At 64.4% G+C, this 25,173-nt stretch carries 23 protein-coding genes and 1 other RNA gene; 12 read left to right on the forward strand and 12 right to left on the reverse strand.

The window, feature by feature from the left end:
• Positions 1-117 precede the first annotated feature (117 nt).
• From ABIB95_RS25175 to ABIB95_RS25185, 3 genes are all read left to right on the forward strand, one after another.
• Complete coding sequence (locus tag ABIB95_RS25175; RefSeq protein ID WP_354242998.1) at positions 118-3,762, forward strand: AsmA family protein; 3,645 nt, start codon at positions 118-120, stop codon at positions 3,760-3,762.
• 199 nt (positions 3,763-3,961) lie between these two features.
• Positions 3,962-5,080, forward strand: coding sequence for a DUF2336 domain-containing protein (locus ABIB95_RS25180; RefSeq protein WP_166343635.1), 1,119 nt, complete (start codon positions 3,962-3,964; stop codon positions 5,078-5,080).
• Positions 5,081-5,100: 20 nt separating this feature from the next.
• Positions 5,101-5,334 (forward strand): hypothetical protein, encoded by a 234-nt coding sequence (locus tag ABIB95_RS25185; protein ID WP_063981598.1) that lies wholly within the window; start codon positions 5,101-5,103, stop codon positions 5,332-5,334.
• Positions 5,335-5,350: 16 nt separating this feature from the next.
• Here ABIB95_RS25185 and ABIB95_RS25190 read toward each other — a convergent pair whose 3' ends face one another.
• Together ABIB95_RS25190 and ABIB95_RS25195 are read right to left on the reverse strand one after the other, a co-directional pair.
• A complete protein-coding gene (locus ABIB95_RS25190; protein WP_085399742.1) occupies positions 5,351-6,676 on the reverse strand; it encodes an MFS transporter in 1,326 nt (441 codons plus the stop codon).
• 382 nt (positions 6,677-7,058) lie between these two features.
• On the reverse strand, positions 7,059-7,796 hold the full coding sequence (locus ABIB95_RS25195; protein ID WP_354243003.1) for a 3-oxoacyl-ACP reductase family protein: 738 nt from the start codon (positions 7,794-7,796) through the stop codon (positions 7,059-7,061).
• Between the two features lie 150 nt (positions 7,797-7,946).
• Here ABIB95_RS25195 and ABIB95_RS25200 point away from each other — a divergent pair, with 150 nt between their 5' ends.
• The 3 genes from ABIB95_RS25200 to ABIB95_RS25210 all read left to right on the forward strand — a co-directional run bounded on the left by ABIB95_RS25200 (position 7,947) and on the right by ABIB95_RS25210 (position 9,996).
• Positions 7,947-8,489, forward strand: coding sequence for a TetR/AcrR family transcriptional regulator (locus ABIB95_RS25200; protein ID WP_248577196.1), 543 nt, complete (start codon positions 7,947-7,949; stop codon positions 8,487-8,489).
• Between the two features lie 193 nt (positions 8,490-8,682).
• The gene (locus ABIB95_RS25205; protein WP_354243006.1) at positions 8,683-9,111 is read left to right on the forward strand and encodes a universal stress protein; all 429 of its coding nucleotides are present in this window, start codon (positions 8,683-8,685) and stop codon (positions 9,109-9,111) included.
• Between the two features lie 399 nt (positions 9,112-9,510).
• The gene (locus tag ABIB95_RS25210; RefSeq protein WP_354243009.1) at positions 9,511-9,996 is read left to right on the forward strand and encodes a YkgB family protein; all 486 of its coding nucleotides are present in this window, start codon (positions 9,511-9,513) and stop codon (positions 9,994-9,996) included.
• A 69-nt stretch (positions 9,997-10,065) separates the two neighbouring features.
• Here ABIB95_RS25210 and ABIB95_RS25215 read toward each other — a convergent pair whose 3' ends face one another.
• The 3 genes from ABIB95_RS25215 to ABIB95_RS25225 all read right to left on the reverse strand — a co-directional run bounded on the left by ABIB95_RS25215 (position 10,066) and on the right by ABIB95_RS25225 (position 13,845).
• Complete coding sequence (locus ABIB95_RS25215; RefSeq protein ID WP_354243012.1) at positions 10,066-10,563, reverse strand: GNAT family N-acetyltransferase; 498 nt, start codon at positions 10,561-10,563, stop codon at positions 10,066-10,068.
• A gap of 64 nt (positions 10,564-10,627) precedes the next feature.
• Entirely contained in the window at positions 10,628-12,334 is a 1,707-nt protein-coding gene (locus ABIB95_RS25220; RefSeq protein ID WP_354243015.1) for an ATP-binding protein, read from the reverse strand.
• Positions 12,331-13,845, reverse strand: a complete 1,515-nt coding sequence (locus tag ABIB95_RS25225) for an ATPase domain-containing protein (protein WP_247303963.1) — start codon at positions 13,843-13,845, stop codon at positions 12,331-12,333. The genes ABIB95_RS25220 and ABIB95_RS25225 overlap by 4 nt, the downstream gene beginning before the upstream one ends.
• A gap of 398 nt (positions 13,846-14,243) precedes the next feature.
• On the opposite strand from ABIB95_RS25225, the gene ABIB95_RS25230 reads away from it, so the two are divergent.
• Complete coding sequence (locus ABIB95_RS25230) at positions 14,244-14,510, forward strand: hypothetical protein (RefSeq protein ID WP_354243018.1); 267 nt, start codon at positions 14,244-14,246, stop codon at positions 14,508-14,510.
• Between the two features lie 162 nt (positions 14,511-14,672).
• A complete protein-coding gene (locus tag ABIB95_RS25235) occupies positions 14,673-15,419 on the forward strand; it encodes an outer membrane protein (protein ID WP_354178288.1) in 747 nt (248 codons plus the stop codon).
• 532 nt (positions 15,420-15,951) lie between these two features.
• On the opposite strand, the gene feoB is transcribed toward ABIB95_RS25235, so the two are convergent.
• The 7 genes from feoB to ssrA form a co-directional block, all read right to left on the reverse strand.
• Complete coding sequence (feoB, locus tag ABIB95_RS25240) at positions 15,952-17,823, reverse strand: ferrous iron transporter B (protein WP_354243021.1); 1,872 nt, start codon at positions 17,821-17,823, stop codon at positions 15,952-15,954.
• A gap of 23 nt (positions 17,824-17,846) precedes the next feature.
• Entirely contained in the window at positions 17,847-18,122 is a 276-nt protein-coding gene (locus ABIB95_RS25245; RefSeq protein ID WP_071910502.1) for a FeoA family protein, read from the reverse strand.
• Between the two features lie 116 nt (positions 18,123-18,238).
• Positions 18,239-18,493 (reverse strand): ribbon-helix-helix domain-containing protein, encoded by a 255-nt coding sequence (locus tag ABIB95_RS25250; protein WP_014493044.1) that lies wholly within the window; start codon positions 18,491-18,493, stop codon positions 18,239-18,241.
• Positions 18,490-18,678: a DUF4169 family protein gene (locus ABIB95_RS25255; RefSeq protein ID WP_354243024.1), complete on the reverse strand. Its 189-nt coding sequence runs from the start codon at positions 18,676-18,678 to the stop codon at positions 18,490-18,492. Before ABIB95_RS25255 ends, ABIB95_RS25250 begins: the two co-directional genes overlap by 4 nt.
• A gap of 278 nt (positions 18,679-18,956) precedes the next feature.
• Positions 18,957-20,405 (reverse strand): class II fumarate hydratase, encoded by a 1,449-nt coding sequence (fumC, locus tag ABIB95_RS25260; RefSeq protein ID WP_028156440.1) that lies wholly within the window; start codon positions 20,403-20,405, stop codon positions 18,957-18,959.
• Between the two features lie 89 nt (positions 20,406-20,494).
• Positions 20,495-21,013, reverse strand: coding sequence for an SspB family protein (locus ABIB95_RS25265; RefSeq protein ID WP_085399733.1), 519 nt, complete (start codon positions 21,011-21,013; stop codon positions 20,495-20,497).
• Between the two features lie 114 nt (positions 21,014-21,127).
• Positions 21,128-21,492, reverse strand: a transfer-messenger RNA (tmRNA) gene (gene ssrA / locus ABIB95_RS25270).
• Between the two features lie 96 nt (positions 21,493-21,588).
• Between ssrA and ABIB95_RS25275 the strand changes: the two genes are divergently transcribed.
• The 4 genes from ABIB95_RS25275 to ABIB95_RS25290 all read left to right on the forward strand — a co-directional run bounded on the left by ABIB95_RS25275 (position 21,589) and on the right by ABIB95_RS25290 (position 25,111).
• Positions 21,589-22,206, forward strand: coding sequence for a chromate transporter (locus tag ABIB95_RS25275; RefSeq protein WP_354243028.1), 618 nt, complete (start codon positions 21,589-21,591; stop codon positions 22,204-22,206).
• Complete coding sequence (locus tag ABIB95_RS25280) at positions 22,203-22,733, forward strand: chromate transporter (RefSeq protein WP_063981614.1); 531 nt, start codon at positions 22,203-22,205, stop codon at positions 22,731-22,733. The genes ABIB95_RS25275 and ABIB95_RS25280 overlap by 4 nt, the downstream gene beginning before the upstream one ends.
• 94 nt (positions 22,734-22,827) lie before the next feature.
• The gene (locus tag ABIB95_RS25285; RefSeq protein WP_354243031.1) at positions 22,828-23,589 is read left to right on the forward strand and encodes a tripartite tricarboxylate transporter TctB family protein; all 762 of its coding nucleotides are present in this window, start codon (positions 22,828-22,830) and stop codon (positions 23,587-23,589) included.
• Between the two features lie 7 nt (positions 23,590-23,596).
• Positions 23,597-25,111, forward strand: a complete 1,515-nt coding sequence (locus ABIB95_RS25290; protein WP_085399731.1) for a tripartite tricarboxylate transporter permease — start codon at positions 23,597-23,599, stop codon at positions 25,109-25,111.
• Positions 25,112-25,173: the final 62 nt, after the last annotated feature.

The raw sequence follows: 25,173 nt of genomic DNA on the forward strand, positions 1-25,173 counted from the left end.
ACCTCCGCGCGCAACAGTCGCTGTGACTTCGCCACACTTCCCCTTATATAAGGGGCTGTTCCGGCGCGCCTGAGGCCCTCAGGTTCGGCCCGGGCCGGTTTGGCCGAGGGGAGACCCGTGCAGACGACGCTGCTCGGATTGGCGATTGCCTTCATCATTGCGCTGCTGACCGCGCTGATCGGGCCTTACTTCATCGACTGGAACCAGTTCAGGCCCCAGTTCGAGGCGGAGGCGGGCACGATCATGGGCGTGCCGGTGCGGGTGGCGGGCGAGCTGGACGCGCGGCTGCTGCCGGCGCCGACGCTGCGGCTGCGCTCGGTGACCTTCGGCGGCAACAACGATCTCGGCCGCCTGCGCGCCGACAAGCTCGACGTCGAGTTCAGCCTGAGCTCGCTGATGCGCGGCGAATGGCGCGCCACCGAGCTGACCGTCAACGGCATGGCGGTGGATCTCGGCCTGGATGCCAAGGGCCGGGTCGATTTGCCGTCCACCGCGAGCGGCACCTTCAATCTGGCCTCGCTTGCGATCGAACGGCTGAACCTCACCGGCCGCATCGCCCTGCACGATGCCGCCAGCCGCTCGACGCTGGAATTGAACGACATCACCTTTTCCGGCGACGTGCGCTCGCTGGCCGGCTCGGTCCGCGGCGACGGCAGTTTCACCGCCACTGGCGTGCGCTATCCGTTCCGCGTCTCCTCCGGCCCGAGCGCCGACGGCAGCGCCACCCGTCTCCATCTCAACATCGATCCGGGCGAGCGCGCGATCTTGGCCGATCTCGAAGGCGTGCTCGCCTTCGACAACCGCCTGCCGAAATTCGACGGCGCGCTGACGCTCGCTGTGCCCCCGGTCAAGAAGGCGGGCACGGCGGGGCCGACACCCTGGAAGCTCACGACAAAGCTCAAGGCCGATCCGGCCGGCGCCAAATTCGATCAGATCGATGCGAGCTTCGGCGTCGAGGACAATGCGCTCAAGTTTGGCGGTGTCGGCGATGTCAGGTTCGGCGCCTCGCCGCTGCTGCGCGCGGTGCTGTCGGCGCGCCAGGTCGATGCCGACAAGCTGGCGGGCAAGGACGATGCCGAGCCGCAGCGCGTCCTGCCGGCGCTGCGCGCGGGCCTTGCGGCGATCCCGCAGGCGCCGATGCCGGCGCAGATCGAGTTCAACTCCGACCAGATCATGCTGGGCGGGCGTCCGCTCCAGAACATCACGGCGGAGCTTCAGACCGACGGAAGGTCCTGGACTTTCCAGCGGCTCGAGCTGCGCGCGCCCGGCATGACGCAGCTCTCGCTCAACGGCGCAACGCCCGGCGCCGACAGCTTTAGCGGCCGTCTCAGCGTCGAGTCGTCCGATCCCGATACGCTGGTGGCGTGGCTCCAGGGCCGCAGCGAGATCAACCGCCGCAGCACGCGGCCGCTGCGCCTTGCCGGCGACGTGACCATCGCCGCCAACCATCTCGCCGTCGACAGGCTGAAGGCCGAGATCGAGGGCGGCGCGGTGGAGGGCCGCATCGCCTTCGTCCAGACCGGCGCGAGCAAGGGCTCGCGGATCGACGCCGAGCTCAAGGCCGACCGTCTCGACCTCGATGCCGCCGCAAGCTTCGTGCGCGCGCTCGCGGGGCCGCAGGGGGAATGGCCGGAGGAAGCCAGGCTTTCGCTCGATGTCGGCCGCGCGATGTCGGCCGGACAGGAGCTGCGGCCGTTCACGGCAAAACTCGGCTACGGCCCGGCGGCGCTGTCGCTGGAGCAGTTGCGGTTTGGTCAGGCGAGCGGGGTGACCACCGAAGCGAGCGGCAGCTTCGACCGCGTTCATGCCACCGGCAAGCTCGCGCTGAAATCCTCGGCCAATTCGCTGCGTGAGCTCACCGCGCTGCTCGAGCCGATCGCGCCTTCGGTGCGCGCACGGTTCGACGCCATCCCGTCATTGCCCGGTGCGACGCGGTTGAAGCTCGACCTCAGCCTCGACAAGAACGCCGACCATGCCGATCGCAACGACGCGCGCGCCGTGCTCGATCTCGATGCGCCGCAGCTCAAGGCCACCGCGACGCTGGCCGGGCAGACGCCGGTCGCGGCGGTCAACGGCATCGACATCGACCGCTTGCGCAACAGCGACTTCACGCTGGACTCGAAAATTTCGACGCCGAAGGCGGGCGCATTGCTGGCGCTGCTGGGCCTCGATCGCGTCGCCGCCGCGGGCGAGGGCCCCTCGCAGTTCGAAGGCCGGTTGAGCGGCGCGTGGCGCCGGCCGTTGCAGTTGAACGCAAAGCTCAGTGGCGGCGGGCTGGATGCGGATGCGCAAGGCAGCATCGAATTGTCGGACCCCAATTCGTCCCAGCCGAAGGCCAGCGTGAATTTGCGCGTGCGCAATGCCAATCTGGCGCCGCTGTTCGGGACCAGCCCGGCGGACAAGTCAGTGCAGAGCGTCAACCTGTCCTCGCGTGTCGGCCTCTCCGGCAACCGCCTGACCTTCGACGATCTCGACAGCAGCGCGGCCGGCTCGCATCTGCGCGGGCATCTCGCGGTGACGCTCGATCAGGAGAAGAGCGTCGATGGCGAAATCGGCCTCGACGCGCTCGATCTTGCGCCGGCGTTCGCAATGGCCATCGGCGCCGCCGGACGTGATGCCGGCGATCCCCTGAGTGCGGGGCTGCTCGGCGGTTGGCGCGGCCGGATCGCCTTCCAGGCCTTGCGCGGCACCTTGCCTGACGGCATCGAGCTGCGCCCCGTCGGCGGCACGATCCGTAGCGACGGCCAGTCGCTCGCGCTCGACGCGCTCAAGGGCGGGGTCGGCGGCGGTGAGATGTCGGCGAGCTTCGACGCGCGCAACGGTGCCAATGGCGTTGCGCTGAACGCGCGTATCGAGCTGCGCAATGTCGACGCGGCGGCGCTGCGCTACCGCGATCTCGCATTGCCCAAGGGACGCGCCTCGGTGCAAATGGCCCTGACCAGCCAGGGCCGCAGCGTTGCGGCATTGACCGGTGCGCTCGCCGGCAATGGCACGGTGACGCTCGAGGCCGCGGAAATCAGCGGCCTCAATCCGCGCGCCTTCGAAATCGCCATCCGCGCCAGCGACGGCGGCCAGGTTGCCGACGACAACAGGCTGCGGCAGCTCGTCGAACCCGCGCTGTCGGCAGGTCCGATCGCGGTCGCCTCGGCGCAGATCCCGTTCACGATCCGGGACGGGCGCCTGCGCGTCGGTGCGACACCGCTGGAAGCAAAGAACGCCCGCGCCATTGTCTCCGGCGGCTACGACATTCCCGCCGACCAGGCCGACATCCGCGCCAGCCTGACGCCGATCATGACCGGGCTTTCCGGCGCGCCGCCGGAGATCCAGTTGTTCGCGGCAGGTCCCCCCGACAAGCTCAACCGCACCGTCGATCTCGCGCCGCTGTCGTCATGGCTCGCGGTGCGCACGATCGATCGCGAGACGCGCCGGCTGGATGCGATCGAGCGCGGCGAGCCGCCGCCGGCGACCGCGGCGCTGCCGACGCTGGTCTCGCCCGATCCGGTGCCCGAGCCGTCGCTGACCGACGTGCCGTTGCCCGGCCGCGATCCGCGCCGCGCGCCGCCGAAGCCAAAGGCCGCGCCGACGCCGAAGGCGCCGCTGGCCGCCCCTGCAGCGCCAAGTCCTCCACTCACAAGCCCGCCGCTCGCGAGCCAGCAGATCGCCCCGCTGCCGCCGCCGATCGAGGTGAGGCCAGCGCCAGGCCCGCCGCCCGCAAAACCCAAGCCGAAGCCACCGCTGGTGCTGACGCCGTCGAATCCGTGAACGCGGCAGCCTGTTCGGCAAGCGCTGGCCCCTGCCCGCCGGTAAACCCATTCCCGCGCATTTTAACGAATTTTGCTCGGCAAAACTGATCTGCCGACTTTACTGGATTCTCGCGTTTGATCTCTAGTGTCGGTTCCCAGAGGAATTCGGCGTCCTGCCAGCACAAGCAGGATGGCTAACCAAGAACTGGGGTAACGAGATGAACGGGGCGAAATCGCTTCTGCAGGATCTGGACGACGCGATCGCGCGCGGCACCGACGAGAGCCGGGCGAAGGCGTTGTGGCATGCGACCGACATCCTGATCACCGGCCGCTACAGCGACGACGAGATCAGCATGTTCGGCGAGGTCATCGGGCGGCTCGCCGACGAGATCGAGGTCGCCGCGCGGGCGCAGCTCTCCGAGCTGATGTCGGCCTGCGACCACGCTCCGCTCAATGTCATCGAAAAGCTCGCCCTCGACGACGAGATCGACGTGGCCGGTCCCGTGCTGCGCGACTCCGCTCGTATCGACGAGAAGATGCTGGTCCAGAGCGCCATGACCAAGGGCCAGGCGCATCTGCTTGCGATCGCCCAGCGCAAGTCGATCGGCGAAGCCGTCACCGACGTGCTGGTCAAGCGCGGCGACCAGGCGGTCGTGACCTCCGTCGCAAGGAACGAGGGCGCGCGCTTCTCGGGCTCGGGCCTGCTGCACATGGTCCGGCGCGCGGAGGGCGACTCGATCCTCGCCGAGCAGCTCGGCCTGCGCAAGGACGTGCCGCGCCACATCTTCCAGCAGCTCATTTCCAAGGCGTCGGAAGACGTCCGCCGCCGCCTCGAGCACGAGCGGCCCGAGATGATGGCGCAGATCCAGAGCTCGGTGACCGACGTCACCGGCGATCTGCAGTCCAAGTTCGGTCCGTCCTCGCGCAGCTATTTCGTCGCCAAGCGCGTGGTGACGACGCAGTACCGCCAGGGCAACCTCAACCAGGACTCGATCTCGAACTATGCGCGCCAGCACCGTTTCGACGAGGTGCAGATCGGCCTGTCGCTGTTGTCGTCGCTTCCGGTCGACGTGATCGAGCGCGCGATGATGGACCGCAATCGCGAGATACTTCTGGTGCTGTGCAAGGCGCTCGACTTCTCGTGGGACACGACCATGTCGCTGCTGTTCCTCGGCGCCAAGGATCATCTGATCACGGCGCGCGAGCTCCATGACAGCGAGCGCGAGTTCGGCAAGCTCAAGATCGAGACGTCGCGCAGCATTCTGAAGTTCTACCAGTCGCGCAAGACCGGCGCGGGTGCCGATACGGGCCGTCAGCCCGAGCTCCAGGTGCACTGAGCCAGAGGGGAGTATTTGCCATGTTGCCTCAATTCGGCACCGCAATTCGCAAGAACAAGAGCCTGCCCGTCGATGCCGGCGGTTCGGCTCCCGAGAAGGCTTCCGTCGACGCCGCCTGGCTCGTGCTCGAAGCCGCCAACGATCTCGGCGATCACGCCGCGATCGCGGCCTGCCGCCGCGTCATCGACGCCGAGCTCAACGGCACGGTTGCCGGCAGCGCGGATATCGATCTCGTGCTCGGTTATTTCAGGTAGCGACGGTCACCAGCGTCTAGTGCGCCATCGCGATTTCGCCGGACACTTGCTCGCGCCTTGCATCGATGCGTAGCAGCACGACAACGACTGCGCCCACCAGCGCGCAACCCGCCAGCAACAGAAGACCTGCGGTAAAACTGCCGGTTAAATCCTTCAGGTAGCCCATTGCGTAAGGACCGGCGAAACCGGAAAGATTTCCAAGCGAGTTGATCGCGGCGATGCCGGCGGCAGCCGATGCTCCCGTTAGAAAGCTCGCCGGCAGCGGCCAAAACATCGGGGGGACCGCGGAGACGCCGATCTGTGCGAAGCAAAGCAATGCCATGACAAGGACGGAGTTGGAAACGAGACCTGCCACTCCGATTCCCACCGCTGCCATCAACAGTGCCGCGGCGACGTGACCCTTTCGTTCCATGGTCCGATCGGAATGACGACCAAGCAGCACCATGCCCGCGGCCCCGAAAATAAAGGGCAGCGCTGCGAGCAAGCCGGTCTGGGTATCGCTGACGCCAAAACCCTTGATGATGGTTGGCAGGAAGAACGCCACGCCGTAACTTGCAGCATTCAGGCAGAAGTACACCAGAGCGCACAACAAAATGCGGTAATCGGTGAGCGCCTGACCCAATGACAGGTGTTCGACCTTCTCCTTGTTCCGCTTCTCGGTGGCCTGCACGTCTTCCAGCCAGGCAATCTCGTCTTGTTGCAGCCAGCGGGCCTGGCGCGGAAAATCGGTCAGATAGAGCAGGACGCAGATGCCTACCACGACCGACGGCAGCGCCTCGAGAATGAACAGCCACTGCCAGCCTTCCAATCCCCAACCGGTCACGCCGAGCAGAAGCCCGGAGATGGGCGACCCGATGATGGACGAAATCGGGATCGCCAGCATGAACAGGCTGATGACCCGAGCCCGGTAAACCGCCGGGAACCACAGGGTCAGATAGAAGATGATGCCCGGAAAGAATCCCGCCTCACAGGCGCCGAGCAGCAACCGAAGAGAGTAGAAGACGCCCGTCGTCGGTAGTCCCGTTGCTGCCGATATCGATGGGATGAATGCGAAGGCCGCCGAGACGATCCCCCACGTAATCATGATGCGGGCGATCCAGACGCGCGCGCCAACTCTTTCCAGGAAGATGTTGGAGGGGACTTCAAACAGGAAATACCCGACGAAGAACAAGCCCGCGCCCAGTCCGAACGCTGCTTCACTTAAACCCAGCGCCTGGTTCATGTGCAGCTTGGCAAAGCCGACATTGACGCGGTCAAGATAGGCCACGAAATAGCAGACGATCAGGAACGGTATAAGCCGCCACATAACCTTGCCAATGACACGCTTCTCGACGTCTTGCATGGCAAGGCCTCCCGCTTGATCACCGGAACCCGCTCAACATCCGGGCGGCGCTGCGAAACAATGACGGGTGCGAACGATGAGTGCAAACGGCATTTTGACGTTCAAGCCAAAGTGACAGTCGTGCTGTCATGCTCTGAAGCTGGAGAGGGACGAAGCACGCGACACGCTCCATCTGACGCTCGCGGGGCGGCCGAGGCATCGGCCGCCCGCCATGATGATCGCGAACATCATCTTATTTTGCCATCGCCGTCCTGGCCGACTCGATCCTCGCCTCGGCGGCATCGCGTTTGAAGCTCGCGTCTTTCCGCGTCGGCGAAAGCTCGATCGCAGTCATGGCCAGCTTCTCAACCTCCTGTTGGACGAACGCGAAGCGTCAGAATGTTTACGCGTTCGCGCCGCCGTCGACGGTCAAGGTCGAGCCGGTGATGTATTTTGCCTTCGCGCTCGCCAGGAATACCACCGCGTTCGCGATGTCATCCGTCGCGCCGTACCGGCCCAGTGCCATGAACTGTTTCAGCGTCTCCGCGGTCGGGCCGTGCGCCGGATTCATGTCGGTGTCGATCGAGCCCGGTGCCACGAGGTTGACCGTGACGTCCCTCGGGCCAAGCTCCCGCGACAGCGCCTTGGTGAATGCGGTTAGCGCCGACTTCGACGCCGCGTACACGCCGAGCGCCGGCGAGGGCACGCGGTCGGCGAAATAGCTGCCGATGGTGATGATGCGGCCGCCCTTGCCAAGGTGCGGCAGCGCCGCCTTGCTCGCGGCGATTGGCGAACGCACGTTGACGTTCAGCATCGCGTCGATGTCGGCGAGCGAGATGTCGTTGAGGCCGCCCAGTCGCAGAATACCGGCATTGTTGACCAGGATGTCGAGCCCGCCCAGCTCCTTGACGGTCTTGTCGACCGAAGCCTGAACGGCAGCGACATCGGCGCTGTCGGCTTGGATCGCTACGGCTTTCCGGCCCGTCGCCTTGATCGCGTCCACGACCTTGGCGGCGCTCTCCGCCGACTTCTCGTAAGTAATCGCGACATCGGCGCCTTCCGCGGCGAGCGCCTTCGCGATGGCCGCACCGATACCCCTGCTTGCGCCCGTCACCAGGGCCCGTTTTCCTGCCAGCGTCATGTGATCTCTCCAATTCTGTAATGATCGACACAGAATATGTGGAGTCTTGATTGCCGCGGTCAAGTGAATTATGTGTTGATCATTACAGAAAGACGGGCGATGGCAGGTCGGCCACGGGAATTTGATCGCGACGCGGCGTTGGAGGCCGCCATGCTGCTGTTTTGGCGCAAGGGCTTTGCGGCAGCCTCGATGCACGACCTCTGCGACGCCATGGGCGTCAGCTCGCCCAGCCTCTATGCGGCCTTCGAAAGCAAGGAGGCACTCTACCTTGCCGCGATCGAGCATTACGTCGAGACCCAGGGCCAGCCGGTCTGGGACCGGCTTGCGGAAGGCGCGACCGCGCGCGCCGGCATCGAGAATCTGCTGATCGGGGCGGCCGAGACCCTGCCGAAATCCCGGAGAGCGCCGGCCGGCTGCATGGCCGTGCTGGGCGCCGTCAGCGACGAATGGCCGGCAACGATTGCCCGCGAGATCAAGAAGGCCCGGCTCGATATGCTCGGCAATTTGCGCGGGCGGCTGGAGGCTGCGGTCGCGAGCGGCGAACTGCCTGCCGCAACCGACATCGATGCGCTGAGCCGGTTCTACCTCAGCGTCTTCGAAGGCATGGCGATCCAGGCCAAGGACGACGCGACGCCTGAGGAGTTGAGAGGCGTAGCGAAGGCGGCCATGGCGATGTGGCCGGGCGAGCGGTAGCTCGCGGCCTGTACGATGGGTAGAGCGCAGCGAGACCCATCGTTCCATCCAGGCGTGTTGATGGGTTTCGCTCCGCTCTATCCATCCTGCGAGCTGGGCCGAGAGATTGATCTATCTCAAGACCGTATCCGAAACGCGGGCCCAGCTTACATTCGGAAGGCAGCGATACGTCCAGACAGGCGGGAGGTGAAGCATGTACCGGCATATTCTCATTCCGACAGATGGGTCGGAGCTAGCGGAGCACGGCGTGGCGCATGGGTTGGCGCTGGCAAAATCCCTTGGAGCCAAGGTATCTCTAATCTTCGTTGTGGAGCCGTTTTCAGAAATGACAGGGCGGTTCCGTGAAGCAGTCGCAACATATGCCGAGCTGCGCAAGGAACAGGCCACGAGCGCGTTGGATCGCGCGGCAAATGCGGCCAAGGAGGCCGGCGTTTCCTGCGAACCGATTCAAGTGGAGAACGGGCACCCCCATCAAGCCATCATCGCAGCAGCCGAGAATAAAGGTTGCGATCTCATCGTGATGTCATCCCATGGCCGCAGCGGACTCTCCATGCTTCTCATCGGTAGCGTGACAAACAAGGTGCTGGCACAGGCGAAAACTCCCGTACTGATTTGTCCGTGAATGTGCGGATCTGCTGACAGAGTTCTCGCTCGCCGCGAGGACTAGAAAACTCAACGGCCGCATAAACCGCCTTGTCTGCTTTCGTCATCTGCGGGCCTTACCTGCCAGTCAGGCCTTGTCGGCCCGGCACCCGGGTAGCCGGTGACAGTGCACTTAACTCGAAGCAGGAGACCCCGTGCGCATCAATTGAATGCACTGTCACCGCAATTGCGGCGACGGCTAGAGCCTGTCGATCCGAAATGCGCGAGTCTCGACCGCGGCGCGAACACGCGCGTTGCACGCAGCTGTGATCGTGGAACCCCGCCGCGGATGTAACGACAGACGCTCCCCTCCGAATAGCCCGTAGCGGACGCTTCGTTCGCCAATAGATGGATGCGCAATCCGGGGAGAAATCGTCGCATGATGGGATTCAACGTCGCGGAGAATGGTGGAGGCTCTTATCGTCCGCTCGCCATTCTGCGCTGGGTCATGGTGGTCATATTCGTATCGTTTGGAATGCAGAAATTCACACTGCAATCCGCACAGGGTATCGCCCAGTTCATCAGCCACAGCCCGTTCATCTCCTGGCTGTCGGTATTCGGCCTGAGGGGAGAGGCCTATTTTCTCGGTGTCGCCGAATTCGTGATCGCGGCGCTGCTCGTGGCAGGCAGCTTCAGTCCGGTCTTGTCGGCGCTGGGTTCGTTCATGGGCATGATGACTTTCGCGATCACGTGGTCGTTCTTCTTCACGACGCCGGGCGTCGTCACATGGAGCCTGTCAACCGATCCGATGGCGTGGAATCTGGCCGGCGAGTTCCTGTTCAAGGACATCGTCCTGCTGTGTGTCTGCGTCGTTCTGTTTCTCGCTTCGTTGCCGCAATCGGTTGTCCGGCTCCGCACCGGCTGAGCGTAAGCGGCTTTGCGATAGCCCGTAGGATGGGTTTCGCTTCGCTCTACCCATCCTGCGAGACGCATCTCACTGCCGAGCGCGGTAAATCACGACATCATTGCCATGACGCGTCGTGCTCTTCTCGAGGATGTAATTGGCCTTCTCCAGCACGCGGCGGGATGCGCCGTTGCTGACATAGACAAGGCCGATGAGAGACGGCAGTTCGTGGTGCGACAGCCCAATGTCCGTCAGCGCGATTGCGACCTCGCTCGCAAATCCGCGGCCCCAGAACTCGCGCTTGAAGGCGTAGGCAATCTCGATCTCGTCGATGTCGTCCACGAGGATGTGCCGGATGCCCGCTCGCCCGGCGAAGGCGCCGTCCTTCGTTCGCAGCACCCACAGCCCAAAACCGTGCTGGTCCCAATGCGCCATGTTGGTCGCGAGATAGGTCTTGGTGACCTCGGGTGCACGCACGCCGCCGAGATAGCGGGACACCTCGGCATCGAGATGCAGCGTGACGAGGTCGTCGAGGTGGTCTTCGCGAAGCCTCTCGGCGGTCAATCTGTCGGTGCTGAAGCGGTCCATGGAGACTGATAGCCGCTTTGGCGGCCGGTCGTCGATCGCTTTCGCGATGCGACACCGCACGCCATCAGCAGCGGCTGGACCGCTTGGACTCCATGTCGCGCCCGGGTTCTGCCTTTGCCGCGCTGAGCGCCGCGGCCAGCTCGTCGATATGGTAGGGTTTCGGCAGAATCTGCAGACCCGCCAATTCGGCGTCGTGAACTGCGGCTTCGGAGTATCCGCTGGTCAGAAGCACGGGGATGTCGCTTCGCCTTCTCTTGATCTCCCGCGCCAGCTCGACCCCATTCATGCCACCGGGCATCATGACATCGGAAAAGACGAGGTCGACGGCGCGGCCGTCGGCCAGGGCACCGAGCGCGGCCGCGCCACTCGCCGCATGCGTGACCTCGTAACCGAGCTGGCCCAGCATCTCGCTCACCAGTGCGGCAACCTCGTCATCGTCTTCGACCAGAAGGATGCGGCCATGATTGCTCTTCTTCGGCCGCACCATGTTGAGATCGATCAGGTGTCGCTCCCTGGAAGGAGTGCTGAGCGATCGCGGCAAATAGAGTTCGATGCTGGAGCCTCGGCCGACTTCCGATCGAATGCGGACCGTCCCCCGCGACTGCGTCGCGAATCCATGGACCTGGGCAAGCCCGAGCCCCGAGCCCTTTCCGACCTCCTTGGTCGTGAAGAATGGTTCGAAAACGCGTGACAGGATCTCCGGACTCATGCCGACACCGGTATCGACGACGGACAGGCGCACATAGTCTCCGGCGATCTGCTCGTCATTCAGATCGGGCAGATTTTCCCCGCGCACGAGAATCGTGCCGCCATTGGGCATGGCGTCGCGGGCGTTGACGGCGAGGTTGAGGATCACGAGTTCGAGCTCGCCGGGATCGACCTCCACCGGCCAGAGCGTGTCCGGAAAATCGAACTCGACGTGGACGTCGCCTCTCAGGCTTCGATCGAGCAGCTCGCGCATGCCGCCCATCTGCGAGGCGACGTCGACGGGCTCCGGCCGGAGTGTCTGCCGGCGGGAGAACGCGAGAAGCTGCCTGGTCAGGCTGGCCCCGCGCTGGGCGGCCTGGACCATCCCGTCCATGAGCCGGCGACGACGGTCCGGATCGGTCTGGCGGTCGAGCATGTCGAGGCCGCCGGAGATCACCATCAGCAGATTGTTGAAGTCGTGCGCCACCCCGCCGGTCAGCTGTCCGATGGCTTCGATCTTCTGGGCTTGCCGAAGCGTCTCCTCGACCCGGGCACGCTCGTCCATCTCGACGCGCAATTGCTCGACGGCTTCCGCAAGGGCCCGCGTGCGCTCGACCACCAGCGTCTCGAGCTCCTGAGCCGCCTGTTCGCGCGCCGCGAACAGAGCCCGGATTTCGTACTGGCGCCGCCGCGCGCGCAGTGCCGATTGAACGGCGCTGGTCAGCGTCATTGGCTGAACCGGCCGCTCGAGCAGCGAGACGTTACGGAGAAGCGCGACAATGCTGCGGCGCCAGGCGAGGACGGCCGGCTGCTCGCGATGGCTGGTCAGGACGACGAAGGGCAGGTCGGACCAGGGCGGCTGGCTCTCGATCCATTGTGCCAGCGGCGAGGTGTCTTTCCCGAACAGAGCTTCCTCGGCAACGAAAACGGCGCCGACGCCGGCTGCCATCTCGCTGACGAGTTCGGGCAGACTGCGGCAGCTGGTCGCTTCCAGGTGCGAACTCCGGAACAGCTCGACGGAGGCAAGTCCGTCGCGCCCGATCGGAGCAAAGACGAGAACATGGTGATCTCGCTCAACGCTCATTCAACCGACCCTTCGGGCTTAGGTGCCCCGGTATAATGCGGATTGCCGGAAAAGATGCCGCTGAACTCCCTCAGGGGCGGGCCGAGCGTGATGCCGGCGCTGCTAAGCCGAAATTCCCGGATGGTATGCTCGTGTCGGCCGCTGCGCTTCTTGACGACAGACAGAGCGCGCCGCACCGTTCCGCCGACCTCGAAATAGCGCAGCATGACCACGGAATCGCTGAGATAGCTGATGTCGAGAGGCGTATCCATCGGACCGACGAGGCCATGCTGGGCGAGGACCAGGATGGTCAGCACACCCTGCTGCCCCAGGTAGCTCAAGAGTTCGTGCATCTGCAGGATGAGAAATCGCTCGTCGGGCATCGCGGCCAGATAGCCGTTCAGACTGTCGATGATGACGAGGCGGGCATTGTCGGCCTCGACGCTCTTTCGCACGTTTGCGGCGAACTCACCCGGCGACAGCTCGGCGGGATCGATCTGCTGAAACCGGACAAGCCCCGAATCGACGTGTTCTTGCAGGTGCAGGCCAAGTGTCCGGGCGCGCGCTTCGACCGTGCCGCGGCCTTCATCGAACGCGAAGAACACCGCGTGCTCGCCACGTTCGGCCGCCGCGATCGCGTAGGTGAGCGCAACCGATGATTTGCCCACGCCGGCGGCGCCGATGAGCAGCGCATTGGTGCCGCGCTCGAGGCCGCCTCCCAGGAGCTGGTCGAGCTCGGCGTTGCCGCTCGGGGTGAAGTCGCCGACGAAGGTCTTGTGATGTTCGGCCGCCACCAGGCGGGGGAATATCTGCAGGCCGCCTCGCTCGATCGTGAAATCGTGAAACCCGCCGCGAAACCGGATGCCGCGCATCTTGATCACGCGGAGCCGGCGCCGCTCGGCGCCGTAATCGATCGCGACCTGTTCGAGCATCACCACGCCGTGCGCAATGGAATGGAGCTGCAAATCGTCCTGAGATGACGAAAGATCGTCGAGCAGGACCACTGTGCAATTGCGGTTGGTGAAAAAATGTTTCAGGGCCAGCACTTGGCGCCTGTAACGAAGCGGGTTCTGGGCAAGCAGGCGCAGTTCGGACAGGCTGTCGAGCACGACGCGGTTGGGATTGACCCGCTCGACTTCCCTAAAGATCAGGCCGGTCGTCTCGCTCAGCTCCATTTCGGCGGGATGAAACACCGTGAGCTCGCGCTCCGGATCGAGCGTCGTCTCCGGCGGAACCAGTTCGAAGATGTCGATGCCGTCCAGCGTCCAGCCGTGCCGCTGTGCCACGACGTCCAGCTCGCGCTTGGTTTCGGACAGCGAAATGTAGAGCACGCGCTCTCCGTCCCGCACCCCCCTCAGCAGGAACTGAAGCGCGATGGTGGTTTTGCCCGTGCCGGGCTGCCCCTCGTAGAGATACATCCGGTTGGCGTCGAAGCCGCCTCCCAGGATGTCGTCCAGGCCGGCGCTGCCGGTCGATATTCTGGACAGCTCTCGGGGCGCACTGTCCGCAACAGTGCTGGATGGACTGCTCATTGGTTTCCCTTGACGCTTCGAGAGAAGGGCGCCACCGCCCCTGCACGAGCTCCGGGGCTCGCACTCGGTTAAGGCCGAACGGCCTTGGAACGAACTCTCAGATCGGCGCCGGGTTCCCTGCTGATGGGGTGGCGGTCGGCCCTGATCACGACGCCGGTCCAGCCCGAAGACGGTACCGCACCGCCACTCGCAGGACGGAGAAGGTCGCGAGCCGGATGTCACTGAAGCCGACGATGCCATCGTGCTCCTGTGTTGCCCGACGGGTCAACCGATCCTCAGTTCGCAGCCCGGCGCGTCAAGCGTTCGCAGTCAAGTCGCTGCTTGATCTGAATCAAACAGGCGGATGACAGCCGCACCATAACGCGACTCCAGGGACTGGTGACATGTTGGTGTGCGCAATGAGTCCGAGCTGGTACGTCACCTTCGAAGTGCAACGGCGAGGCGTTCTGCCGAGACAACGAAGTCCGCGCGAGACGAAGACCTTCGCGACTGAACATGAAGCCAAGCTGTTTGCGCGCGCCAAGCGCGATGAGGGACTTTCCGTCTTTGCAGGCACGATCAACCCGCACCTGCCGAAGCGGGTGATCCCATCCTCCGGCATCGGCGCGTGGCTTGCTGACGAACAGGACGGTGCTGGAGCGCACGGCACTTCAAAGACTGACTAAGCACTCTTCTGTGCACAGCGATGGCGCTTGGGTGTTGCCATTTTGATACGAGCCCAAAATCCCCTCGCGCGTAAACTTCAGGATGTTCGCAAGCTTTATGCACGCCAGCCTGCATTAGGGCTCGCTTCTGACGAAAGAAATTTGAGCAAAGGGGACGAAACGATGAAAAAGCTTTCGATCGCGGCGATCGGCTTCGCGGCGCTGAGCATGGCGGCTCCGGCCATGGCGGCCGATATGGCCGTCAAGGCGCCGCCGCCGGCACCGGTGATGGCGGTTTACAATTGGACCGGATTTTACATCGGCGCCAACGGAGGCTGGGGACAGAGCCACGGTTGCGTCGATTTGATAACGCCCGCAGGCAACGTCGCAAGTGGTTGCGCCGATCGCTCCGGAGGCCTCGTCGGTGGACAGATCGGGTATCGCTGGCAGACCAATCAGTTCGTGCTCGGCCTGGAAGCCCAGGGTGATTGGGCCGAGATCAAGAACACGCGCGTCAGTTTGATCGATCCGTTGATCTCGACCACGGGCAAGACCGATGCGATCGGGCTGTTCACGGCTCAGCTCGGTTGGGCATGGAACGCCTCATTGCTCTACGTGAAGGGCGGCGCCGCCGTGACGCGCAATCGCTTTGACATCTTCAACAATGTCACTGGCGTCGGCCTCGCCTCGGCAGGTCACACGCGCTGGGGCGGTGCTCTGGGTGTCGGCTGGGAGTATGGCTTCACCCCGAACTGGACGGTCGGTGTCGAATACGACCACCTCTGGATGGGGCGTGACAACACCTCCTTCGCAGGCGTGGTCACACCCGGTGGGTTCACCCTCACGGGCAGCGGAGTCACCCAGGATATCGACATGGTCACGGTTCGCGTGAACTATCGCTTCGGCGGTTACGGCGCGCCGCGCTATTGATCCAAAGTCCTCCCAGTGAACTCAGGCCCCGGCATCGACCGGGGCCTTTTTCATGGGGAGCGACTTATGGCTACAGTGGATGGTCCGATTATGCCGCGCGCAACGGCATCGGCTGCACACCAGGCGCGCTCGTCAAGGGCGGCGACGGCATCATGTATGTTTGCCAGCAATGATGAGGCACCGGAGGAGGCCTTGCGTCGCCTCCATTTGATTTGTTGATTTTGGTTCGGACCGAACGCGTCCAGTCGTATGGTGGCGCAGTCGAGGTGGCAATCCCGGGAGGATGCCATCATGCTCCTGTTTTGCCCGACGGCGCAACCGGCACGGCGTAGTCCGTAGCCCGGATGGAGCGAAGCGCAATCCAGGAATCCTCGCATCAGATGCGCTTTCCCGGACTTCGCTGCGCTCCATCCGGGCTACGTCTGTTTCCTCGGATGTATCAACGACTTCACTGACGTCACCGGGCGCTGGCCCGGTAAACGCCGTCTACTGTGCATGGGGTTGTTTTCGCAATTTTAGTTTGGAGAGGGCGCTACCCCGCGCCGAGCGCGACCGCGACGATGTAGGTCAGAAGGCTCGCGGCATAAGCCAGCACCAGCATGTAGAAGAAGGTCACGGCCATCCAGGTCCAGCTGCCGGTCTCGCGCCGGATCACCGCGAGCGTGGATGCGCATTGCGGAGCGAAGATGTACCAGGCCAGCATCGACAGCGCGGTGGCGAGCGACCATTTCGTCGCCAGCACCTGGCCGATCTGCTCGGCCGCTTCCTTGCCGCCTTCGATCGCGTAGACGGTGCCGAGCGCTGCGACCGCGACCTCGCGCGCCGCCATGCCCGGGATCAGCGCGACCGCGATCTGCCAGTTGAAGCCGACGGGGGCGAGCAGCGGCTCGAGCGCCTTGCCGATGATCGCGGCCAGGCTGAAGTCGATCGCCGGCTCGGTGGCGCCCGCGGGCGGCTGCGGGAACGAGGCCAGAAACCAGATCAGCACCATCATCGAGAAGATCGTGGTGCCTGCGCGGTGCAGGAACATCTTTGCCCGCGTGTAGACGCCGATCGCGATCGATTTCAGACGCGGCATCTTGTAGTCCGGCAGCTCCAGCATGAACGGCGCCGGCGCATAGTCGCGCAGCATGAAGAATTTGATCAGGAACGAGACCGCAAGCGCGCTGGTGATGCCGGCCGCGTAGAGGCCGAACATCACGAGGCCCTGGAGGTTGATGAAGCCCCAGACGTCCCTGGCCGGAATGAAGGCCGAGATGATCAGCGTGTAGACGGGAATGCGCGCCGAGCAGGTCATCAGCGGCGCGATCAGGATCGTGGTCAACCGGTCGCGCTTGTTGTCGATCACGCGCGTCGCCATGATGCCGGGAATGGCGCAGGCAAAGCTCGACAGCAGCGGAATGAAGGCGCGGCCGTGCAGGCCGGCGCCACCCATGATGCGGTCCATCAGGAACGCGGCGCGCGCCATGTAGCCGAAGTCTTCCAGCAGCAGGATGAACAGGAAGATGATGATGATCTGCGGCAGGAACACGATGACGCTGCCGACGCCTGATATCACGCCGTTCTGAAGGAAGCTCTGCAAGAGGCCGGCGGGCAGGGTGGCGTGCACGAATTCGCCGAGCGCGTCGAAGCCGTTGTTGAGCAGGTCCATCAGCGGCTGTGCCCAGGCGAACACCGCCTGGAACATCACGAACAGGATGAGAGCGAGCACGATCAGGCCGCCGACCGGATGCAGCACGACCGCATCGATCCGCGCGGTCCAGGTGTCGGGTCTAGCAGGCAGGCTGACGCAGTCGGCGATGATGCGGTCGGCCTCGCGCTGGGTGGCGCGCAGCTCGGCGACGCTGAGCGCGCGCCAGCTGTTCTCCCGCGGCTCCGCGGCGAGTTTCGCCGAGATCTCGTCGGTCAGCGCCAACAGGTCGGCCGTGCCGCTCTTGCGCACCGCGATCGAGGTGACCACGGGCACGCCGAGCTCCTTGGCGAGCCGCTCCACGTCGACGGTGATGCCGCGGCGGCTCGCGATGTCGAACATGTTGAGCACGAGGATCATCGGCCGGCCGGTGCGCTTCAGCTCCAGCAGCAGGCGGATGGTCAGGCGCAGATTGGTCGAGTCGGCCACGCACAGCACGAGGTCGGGTACGGTCTCGCCGGACGCCTTGCCGAGCACGAAGTCACGGGTGATCTCCTCGTCCGGGCTGCGGCCGCGCAGCGAGTAGGTGCCGGGCAGGTCGACCACCGAGACCTGGCGTCCCAGGGGCGTGACGAAGAAGCCTTCCTTGCGCTCGACGGTGACGCCGGGATAGTTCGCGACCTTCTGTCGGCTGCCGGTCAGCGCGTTGAACAGCGACGTCTTGCCGCTGTTCGGCGTGCCCACCAGGGCGAGATGCAGCAGAGGAGCTTCCATGGGATCAGATTTCCGGTCGCTATCTAGGCGACAATGATGGCCATGGCTTCACGACGGCGGACCGCGATCGTGATGTTGTCGACACGGACGGCGATCGGGTCGCGCCCGACCAGGCCCTCGTGCAGGACCTCGACCCGGGCGCCCTCGACGAAGCCGAGCTCGATCAGCCGGCTCTCGAGCTCGATGTCCGAGAGCGCCGAGCCCGCATCCCTGGCGGAAAGGTGTTGGATGACGCCGATATAGCCGCGCTGGGCCAGGCCCAGCGGCATCCGCGAACGCGTGTCATTGGTGTCGGTCATGCCCTGTATTTTCAACGCAGGGCAGTGAGGTCAAGCGCGCGGGTCGGCTGAAACTGCACCTTAGAGTGATTTTAAAGTGCAGAACCGTGAGGCGCCGTTGGGGGGACGCCCAACGGCTACTGGGCCGGGACCTTTTCCGGCTGGATGGCGGCCATGGCGCGGCTCTTGAAGTAGTCGAGGACGAACAGGCGGATCGCCGAGGACAGATTGCCCTGCTGGCGGTTGCCGTCGATCTCGCCGACGAGCTCGGACAGCGTCATGTTGCGCAGGCCCGAGATCTCCTTCATGCCGTTCCAGAACGCCTCTTCCAGGCTGACGCTAGTCTTGTGGCCGGCGACCACGATCGACCGTTTCACCACGGGCGACTTCATGACTGATCCTCGCGATCGATCTGATGCTGGTCCAGATGCGTCTTCGCCTGGTCCGCGCGCGTCTCCTCCGCCGACCGCTCCGCCTTCGTGCGGCCGAACTTCGCCCGGTTGACGTCCGCCTGCTTCGCCGTGGCTTCCCGCTCGGCGCGCTTCCTGAAACGATTCAGGTTGATGACGTTCCCCATGCCGCGTCTCCATCATCCGCTCCTCTTCTGGCAGGATGAAACATTCAGAAACTGGGTGCCGTGTTGCGCCCTATGAGACTTGATCGCCATTCGCTCGTCCTCGTCAATTGGCCCCTTGGGCCATCAAACGATGAATTAGCCCCGTCAAAGGGCAGAGAGGCCTGCGTAGCACGCCGCCTCGCCACAACATTGACGGTAATCAAATCCCGGCCCTTAAGCCTTATATTTATGAGCCCCAAGGCACCGTATCATTACGGATGACTATCGGAATTCGGAATTCATCCGGGCCGCGTCATTTTCTCCGGCTGCACCAGCCGGTCGAACTCGTCGGCCGAGACGAAGCCGAGCCGCAGCGCCTCCTCCTTCAGCGTGGTGCCGTTGGCATGCGCGGTCTTCGCCACCTTGGCGGCGTTGTCATAGCCGATCTTGGGGGCGAGCGCTGTCACCAGCATCAGCGAGCGCTGCATCAGCTCCCTGATGCGCTTTTCGTCGGCGCGGATGCCGCTGACGCAATGTTCGGTGAAGGAGCGCGCGGCGTCCGCCATCAGCCGGATCGAGTGCAGCATGTTGTAGGCGAGCACGGGCTTGTAGACGTTGAGCTCGAAATGACCCTGGCTGCCGGCGACTGTGATCGCAGTGTGATTGCCGAATACCTGGCAGCACACCATCGTCATCGCCTCGCACTGCGTCGGGTTGACCTTGCCGGGCATGATCGAGGAGCCCGGCTCGTTCTCCGGCAGGATCAGTTCGCCGAGGCCCGAGCGCGGGCCCGATCCGAGCAGGCGGATGTCGTTGGCGATCTTGAACAGGCCTGTCGCGACGGAATTGATGGCGCCGTGCGCCAGCACATAGGCGTCGTTCGAGGCCAGCGCCTCGAATTTGTTGGCGGCGCTGGTGAAGGGCAGCTTCGTAATCCCGGTAACGTGCTTTGCGAACAGTCTTGCGAAGCGCGGCTTGGAGTTGAGGCCGGTGCCGACGGCGGTGCCGCCCTGGGCCAGCGGATAGAGGTCCTTCACCGCCACCTTGAGGCGGGCGATGCCGCTTTCGACTTGCGCGGCGTAGCCGGAAAATTCCTGGCCGAGCGTCAGTGGCGTCGCGTCCTGGGTGTGTGTCCGCCCGATCTTGACGATTTTTGCGAACTCCTTCTCCTTCTTGCGGAGCGCGCGCAGCAGCTCGCCAAGGGCAGGGACGAGATCGGCATTGATGCGGCTTGCGGCCGCGATGTGCATCGCGGTCGGGAACGAGTCGTTCGACGACTGGCTCATGTTGACGTGATCGTTGGGATGCACCGGCTTCTTGGCGCCGAGCTCGCCGCCGAGCAGCTCATTGGCGCGGTTGGCGATGACCTCGTTGAGGTTCATGTTGCTCTGCGTGCCCGAGCCGGTCTGCCACACGACAAGCGGGAAATGATCGTCCAGCTTGCCCTCGATCACCTCGCGCGCGGCGCGGATGATGGCGTTGGCCCGGCGCTGGTCGAGCAGGCCGAGCGCGAGGTTGGATTGTGCGGCGGCGAGCTTGACGATGCCGAGCGCATGCACGAGTTCGATCGGCATGCGGTCGATGCCGATGCGGAAATTCTGGCGCGAGCGTTCGGTCTGCGCCCCCCAATAGCGATCGGCGGGGACCTCGATGGGACCGAAACTGTCGGTCTCGGTGCGGCTGGCGGGGCGGGCAGTCTTCGAGCGAGCAGTCTTCGAGCGAGCGGTCTTGGCCATGAGCACATCCATTCTGCGGCGCGGAATTCCGCGCAGCCTCTTCATGTGCTCTTCTATATCGGCAGTTTGGCCGGGCGCGACCGTTTCGGGTCCAACCTAGATCATTTCTTGCGGAAACGATCGAGCCGCACCACCTCGGCGCCGCCCTGGTTCGGGGCGGTCGGCTCCTCGGCGCTTTCCGCCGGTTCACTGGCAGGCGCGGGCACAGCGACGGCCGACGGCGCGGGAGCGGCCGGCAATGTCTCGGGCGAGACCTCGGCGACATCGGAGGTGTCGAACTGGAGGCCGAACTTCACGGACGGATCGAGGAAGCTCTTGATCGCGCTGAACGGCACGATCAGCCGCTCCGGAATGCCGCCGAAGGACAGGCCGACCTCGAAACGGTCCTCGAGCACGGTCAGATCCCAGAACTGGTGCTGGAGGATGATCGTCATCTCTTCCGGATATTGCGCCAGGAGCCGCGACGACAGCTTCACGCCCTCGGCCTTCGACATGAAGGTGATGAAGAAATGGTGCTCGCCCGGCAGTCCATGGGACGCGGCATCGGTCAGCACCTTCCGCAGCACGCCGCGCAGCGCGTCGCGGGCCAGCACATCGTATCGGATATGATCGGTCGCCATGGTGGTCCTGTTGCATTCCAGGAGTTGGGCCCTGCCGGCCCGACTCGCCAAGCCGCAATAGTACCGCGCCTGACGGGTCAGCAGGAGTCCCCGCCGGGAAGGAAATAAGAGGTAAGTGGAGGCTTCTGTTGCCAGGTGCCTCCGAACCCCGCCTAACGGAGCTTAACCCGTTAGGACTTCAGAATGGTCTTTCAAACTGCGTTACGCAGCCTGAGCAACCGGAGCAAAGTTGTCGTTGGCAACTATTGCATAGCCCGATAACGGCGGAACAATACCGAGAAAAAGAACGCCCTTTACGCCCTCGTCGATCCTATTTCGCCCCCGCCAAAGCCCGCTCTGGGTGAGCCCGCTGGTGGGCTTTGGTGGAGGCGCCGGGTACCGCCCCCGGGTCCGAATGGTTTATTGCGACGACCGTTTATTTCCATAGCCGGCGAACCGGCACGCCCAATATAGGGGGCAAAGGTTTCAAATGACAGGTGTTTCGAGCGGCCATGGCGAGGTTCCCTTTGGATAGGTGCCGGACGGCCCTCCGTATGATCTTGGCCCTGGGACGGCCAGCGTTCTAAGCTCCTGACATGTCCACGGATTCAGCACCGGCCGCCCGAGAGCCGGATCAAGAGCCGGACCATCCAGCCGCCCACGCTCCTCCGCCCGGCCTCGTCGCGCTGTTCCTGGCCTTCGCCCGGATGTCGTTGGCCGGCTTCGGCGGGGTCCTGGTGTTTGCCCGCCACGCCATCGTCGATCAGCACCGCTGGATGACAGCGGACGAGTTCAACGAGACCTTTGCGCTCTGCCATTTCCTGCCTGGGCCCAACATCGTCAACCTGTCGATGGTGTTCGGGTCGCGGCTGCGCGGCATCGCCGGCGGCGTTGCCGCCTTTACCGGGCTGTTGCTGCCGCCGACGGTGATCATGACTGTGCTTGCGATCATCTACGCCCGGTTCGGCGACGTAGAGGTGCTGCGCCGGATCCTCGCGGGCATCTCCTGCGCGGCGGTCGGGCTGCTGATCGCGGTGGTCTTCCGCATGATGATGCCATTGCTCAAGCGGATGGACGTCGTCGTGCTCATTCTCATGCTCGGCGTGTTCGTTGCGATCGGCGTGCTTCGCCTGCCGCTCCAGGCGGTGCTGCTGGTCGCGATCCCCGTCAGTATCGGCGTCACATATTGGGTGCGGCGGAAGGTAGCAGCATGAACAGCGAAAACCCGATCTGGGCGCTGATCTCCACCTTTGGTCTAATGTCGCTGTTCGCAGTCGGCGGCGCTGCGGCGGCGGTACCGGAGATGCACCGCATCGCGGTCGACGTGCATCACTGGATGACCGAGAAGCAGTTCGCCGACGCCTATGCGATCGCACAGCTCTCGCCGGGTCCGAACGTACTTATCGTCACGTTAATCGGCTATGCCGTCGCCGGCATCCCCGGCGCGCTGGCGGCAACGCTGGCGATGTGCCTGCCGACGGCGCTGCTTGCCTATTATGTCAGCCGTCTGCTGAGCCGGCCCAGCCAATCGCGCTGGCCCGCCTTGATTCAGACTGCACTGGTTCCGCTATCGATTGGATTGATGGCAGCCAGCGCCCTGATCCTGGCCCAGTCGACCGATCGCACCTTTGCTGCGCTGCTTCTGACCGCGGCGGTTGCAGTGCTCGCATCCGTCTCGCGCATCAATCCACTCTGGCTTCTGCTCGCCGGAGGCCTGATTGGTTTTGCTGGCATTGTGTAATGAAAATCGCTAGGCAGTGATCCGGGCGGGGGATCCTTTTCCAGCCGATTAGAACAACAGTGCTCGTGACTTAGGAGTCGCGGAGGAGACAAGCATGGCCGACACGATGGGCCACTCGGCGACTGCCACCCGAAACACCTCGGTGGCGATCGGCTTCTGCCTGCTGGCGATCGCGCCGCAGATTTTCGAATTCATCTGGTCGATCGGGACGATCTTCGGCTGGGGTGCCGGGCGCGGCCCACTGCAGGTCGTAACCGGCCATGCGACGGCGCTGCTCGCCGGCGCGCCCAGTGCCATATTCGGATCGTTCGGTGGCGGCGCCAAGAAGGCGTCATCTGATGTGCTGCTGGCGCTGATCTATTCCTATCCGCTGTTTGCGGTGGCGATCCTCACGCTGTTCATGACGATCCGGTCGGCGCAGGACTATGTCGGCGGCGTCATCCTGATGGCGCTCGCCCTGTTCGCGCTGTGGGCGTCGAGCGATCTGCAGGGCATGCGCGGCTTCTCCTTCGGCGCCGGCACGGCACCGCGGATGTTCGGTGGATTGCTGGTGGCCTTGTCGGCCGCCATCGCCTTGACCGGTCTTTTGACCGATGGGCCGGCGATGGCCCATTATTCCTGGCGCGGGCCTCTGTTCGTGATGGTCGCGATCCTGTTTTTCGCGCTGGCGATCCGGCCGCTCGGCCTCGTGGTGACGGCCTTCGTGAGCTTCATGATTGCAGCGCTGGGCTCGCATGAGACGCGCTGGCTGGAGGCCGCCATCGTCGGCGCCTGCCTGACGCTCGGCTGCGCAATCCTGTTCCCGTACGTGCTCGGGTTGCCGATGCCGATGTTCCCGCGTTTCCTGGTTCAGTGAGGGTGTAATGGAGCTCTTTGCCAACCTCGCTCACGGTTTTGCCGTCGCGTTCTCTCCGATCAACCTGCTGATGTGCCTGATCGGTGCCCTCGTGGGCACGCTGGTCGGCGTGTTGCCGGGCATCGGCACCATCGCAACGGTCGCGATGCTGCTGCCGATCACTTTCGGCCTGCCGCCGGTCGGCGCGCTGATCATGCTCGCCGGCATCTATTATGGCGCCCAGTACGGCGGCTCGACCACGTCGATCCTGGTCAACATACCCGGTGAGGCGACATCGGTCGTCACCGCCATCGACGGCCACCAGATGGCCAAGCAGGGCCGCGCCGGCCCGGCGCTGGCGATCGCCGCGATCGGCTCGTTCTTCGCCGGCTGCGTTGCGACCGTTTTGATCGCCGTCCTCGGCGCGCCGCTCACGAAGCTCGCGCTGGCGTTCGGTCCGGCCGAGTATTTCTCGCTGATGGTGCTCGGCCTGATCTTCGCGGTGGTGCTGGCCAAAGGCTCGGTGCTGAAGGCGATCGCGATGATCGTGTTCGGCCTGCTGCTCTCGATCGTCGGCTCGGACATCGAGACCGGCGCCTCGCGCATGGCCTTCAACATTCCGGAGCTCGCCGACGGCCTCGGCTTCGCGACGGTAGCGATGGGTGTGTTCGGCTTCGCCGAGATCATCCGTAACCTCGACGCCGGCGCCGAGATGAACCGCGATCTGGTGCAGCAGAAGATCACCGGCCTGATGCCGACCAGGAAAGACCTGGTCGATTCGGCGCCTGCGATCCTGCGCGGCACGGTGCTCGGCTCGATCCTCGGCATCCTGCCCGGCGGCGGCGCGGTCATCGCGTCGTTTGCGGCCTATACGCTCGAGAAGAAGCTCGCCAAGAACCCGTCGCGGTTCGGCCGCGGCGCGATCGAGGGCGTGGCGGGGCCGGAAAGCGCCAACAACGCTGCGGCGCAGACATCGTTCATTCCGCTGCTGACGCTCGGCATCCCGCCGAACGCGGTGATGGCGCTGATGGTCGGCGCGATGACCATCCACGGCATCGTGCCGGGCCCGCAGGTCATGCAGAAGCAGCCGGATCTGGTCTGGGGCATGATCGCCTCGATGTGGATCGGCAATCTGATGCTGATCATCATCAACCTGCCGCTCGTCGGAATCTGGGTGCGGCTGCTGCGCGTGCCTTACCGGCTGATGTTCCCCTCGATCGTGATCTTCTGCGCGATCGGCATTTACTCGGTGAACAACGCACCGGTCGACGTCATTCTCGCGGGCGTCTTCGGTCTGGTCGGCTACTGGCTGATCAAGCACGATTTCGAGCCGGCGCCGCTGCTGCTCGGCATGGTCCTCGGACCGCTGATGGAAGAGAACCTGCGTCGTGCGCTTCTGATTTCGCGCGGCGACTGGAGCGTGTTCCTGACGCGTCCGTTGTCGGCGGTGCTGCTGGCGATCGCGGCGTTTCTGCTGATCCTCACGGTCCTGCCCGTGCTGCGCGCCAAGCGCGACGAGGTGTTCACCGAATCCGAGAACTGACCGCGCCTGCGTCGTCGCGGCGCCCTGCGTCCGCACGCCGCATTCGGAAGTCGAATCGACTT

Origin of the sequence: Bradyrhizobium sp. LA2.1, assembly GCF_040547725.1 — a bacterium.
Lineage (GTDB): Bacteria > Pseudomonadota > Alphaproteobacteria > Rhizobiales > Xanthobacteraceae > Bradyrhizobium > Bradyrhizobium barranii.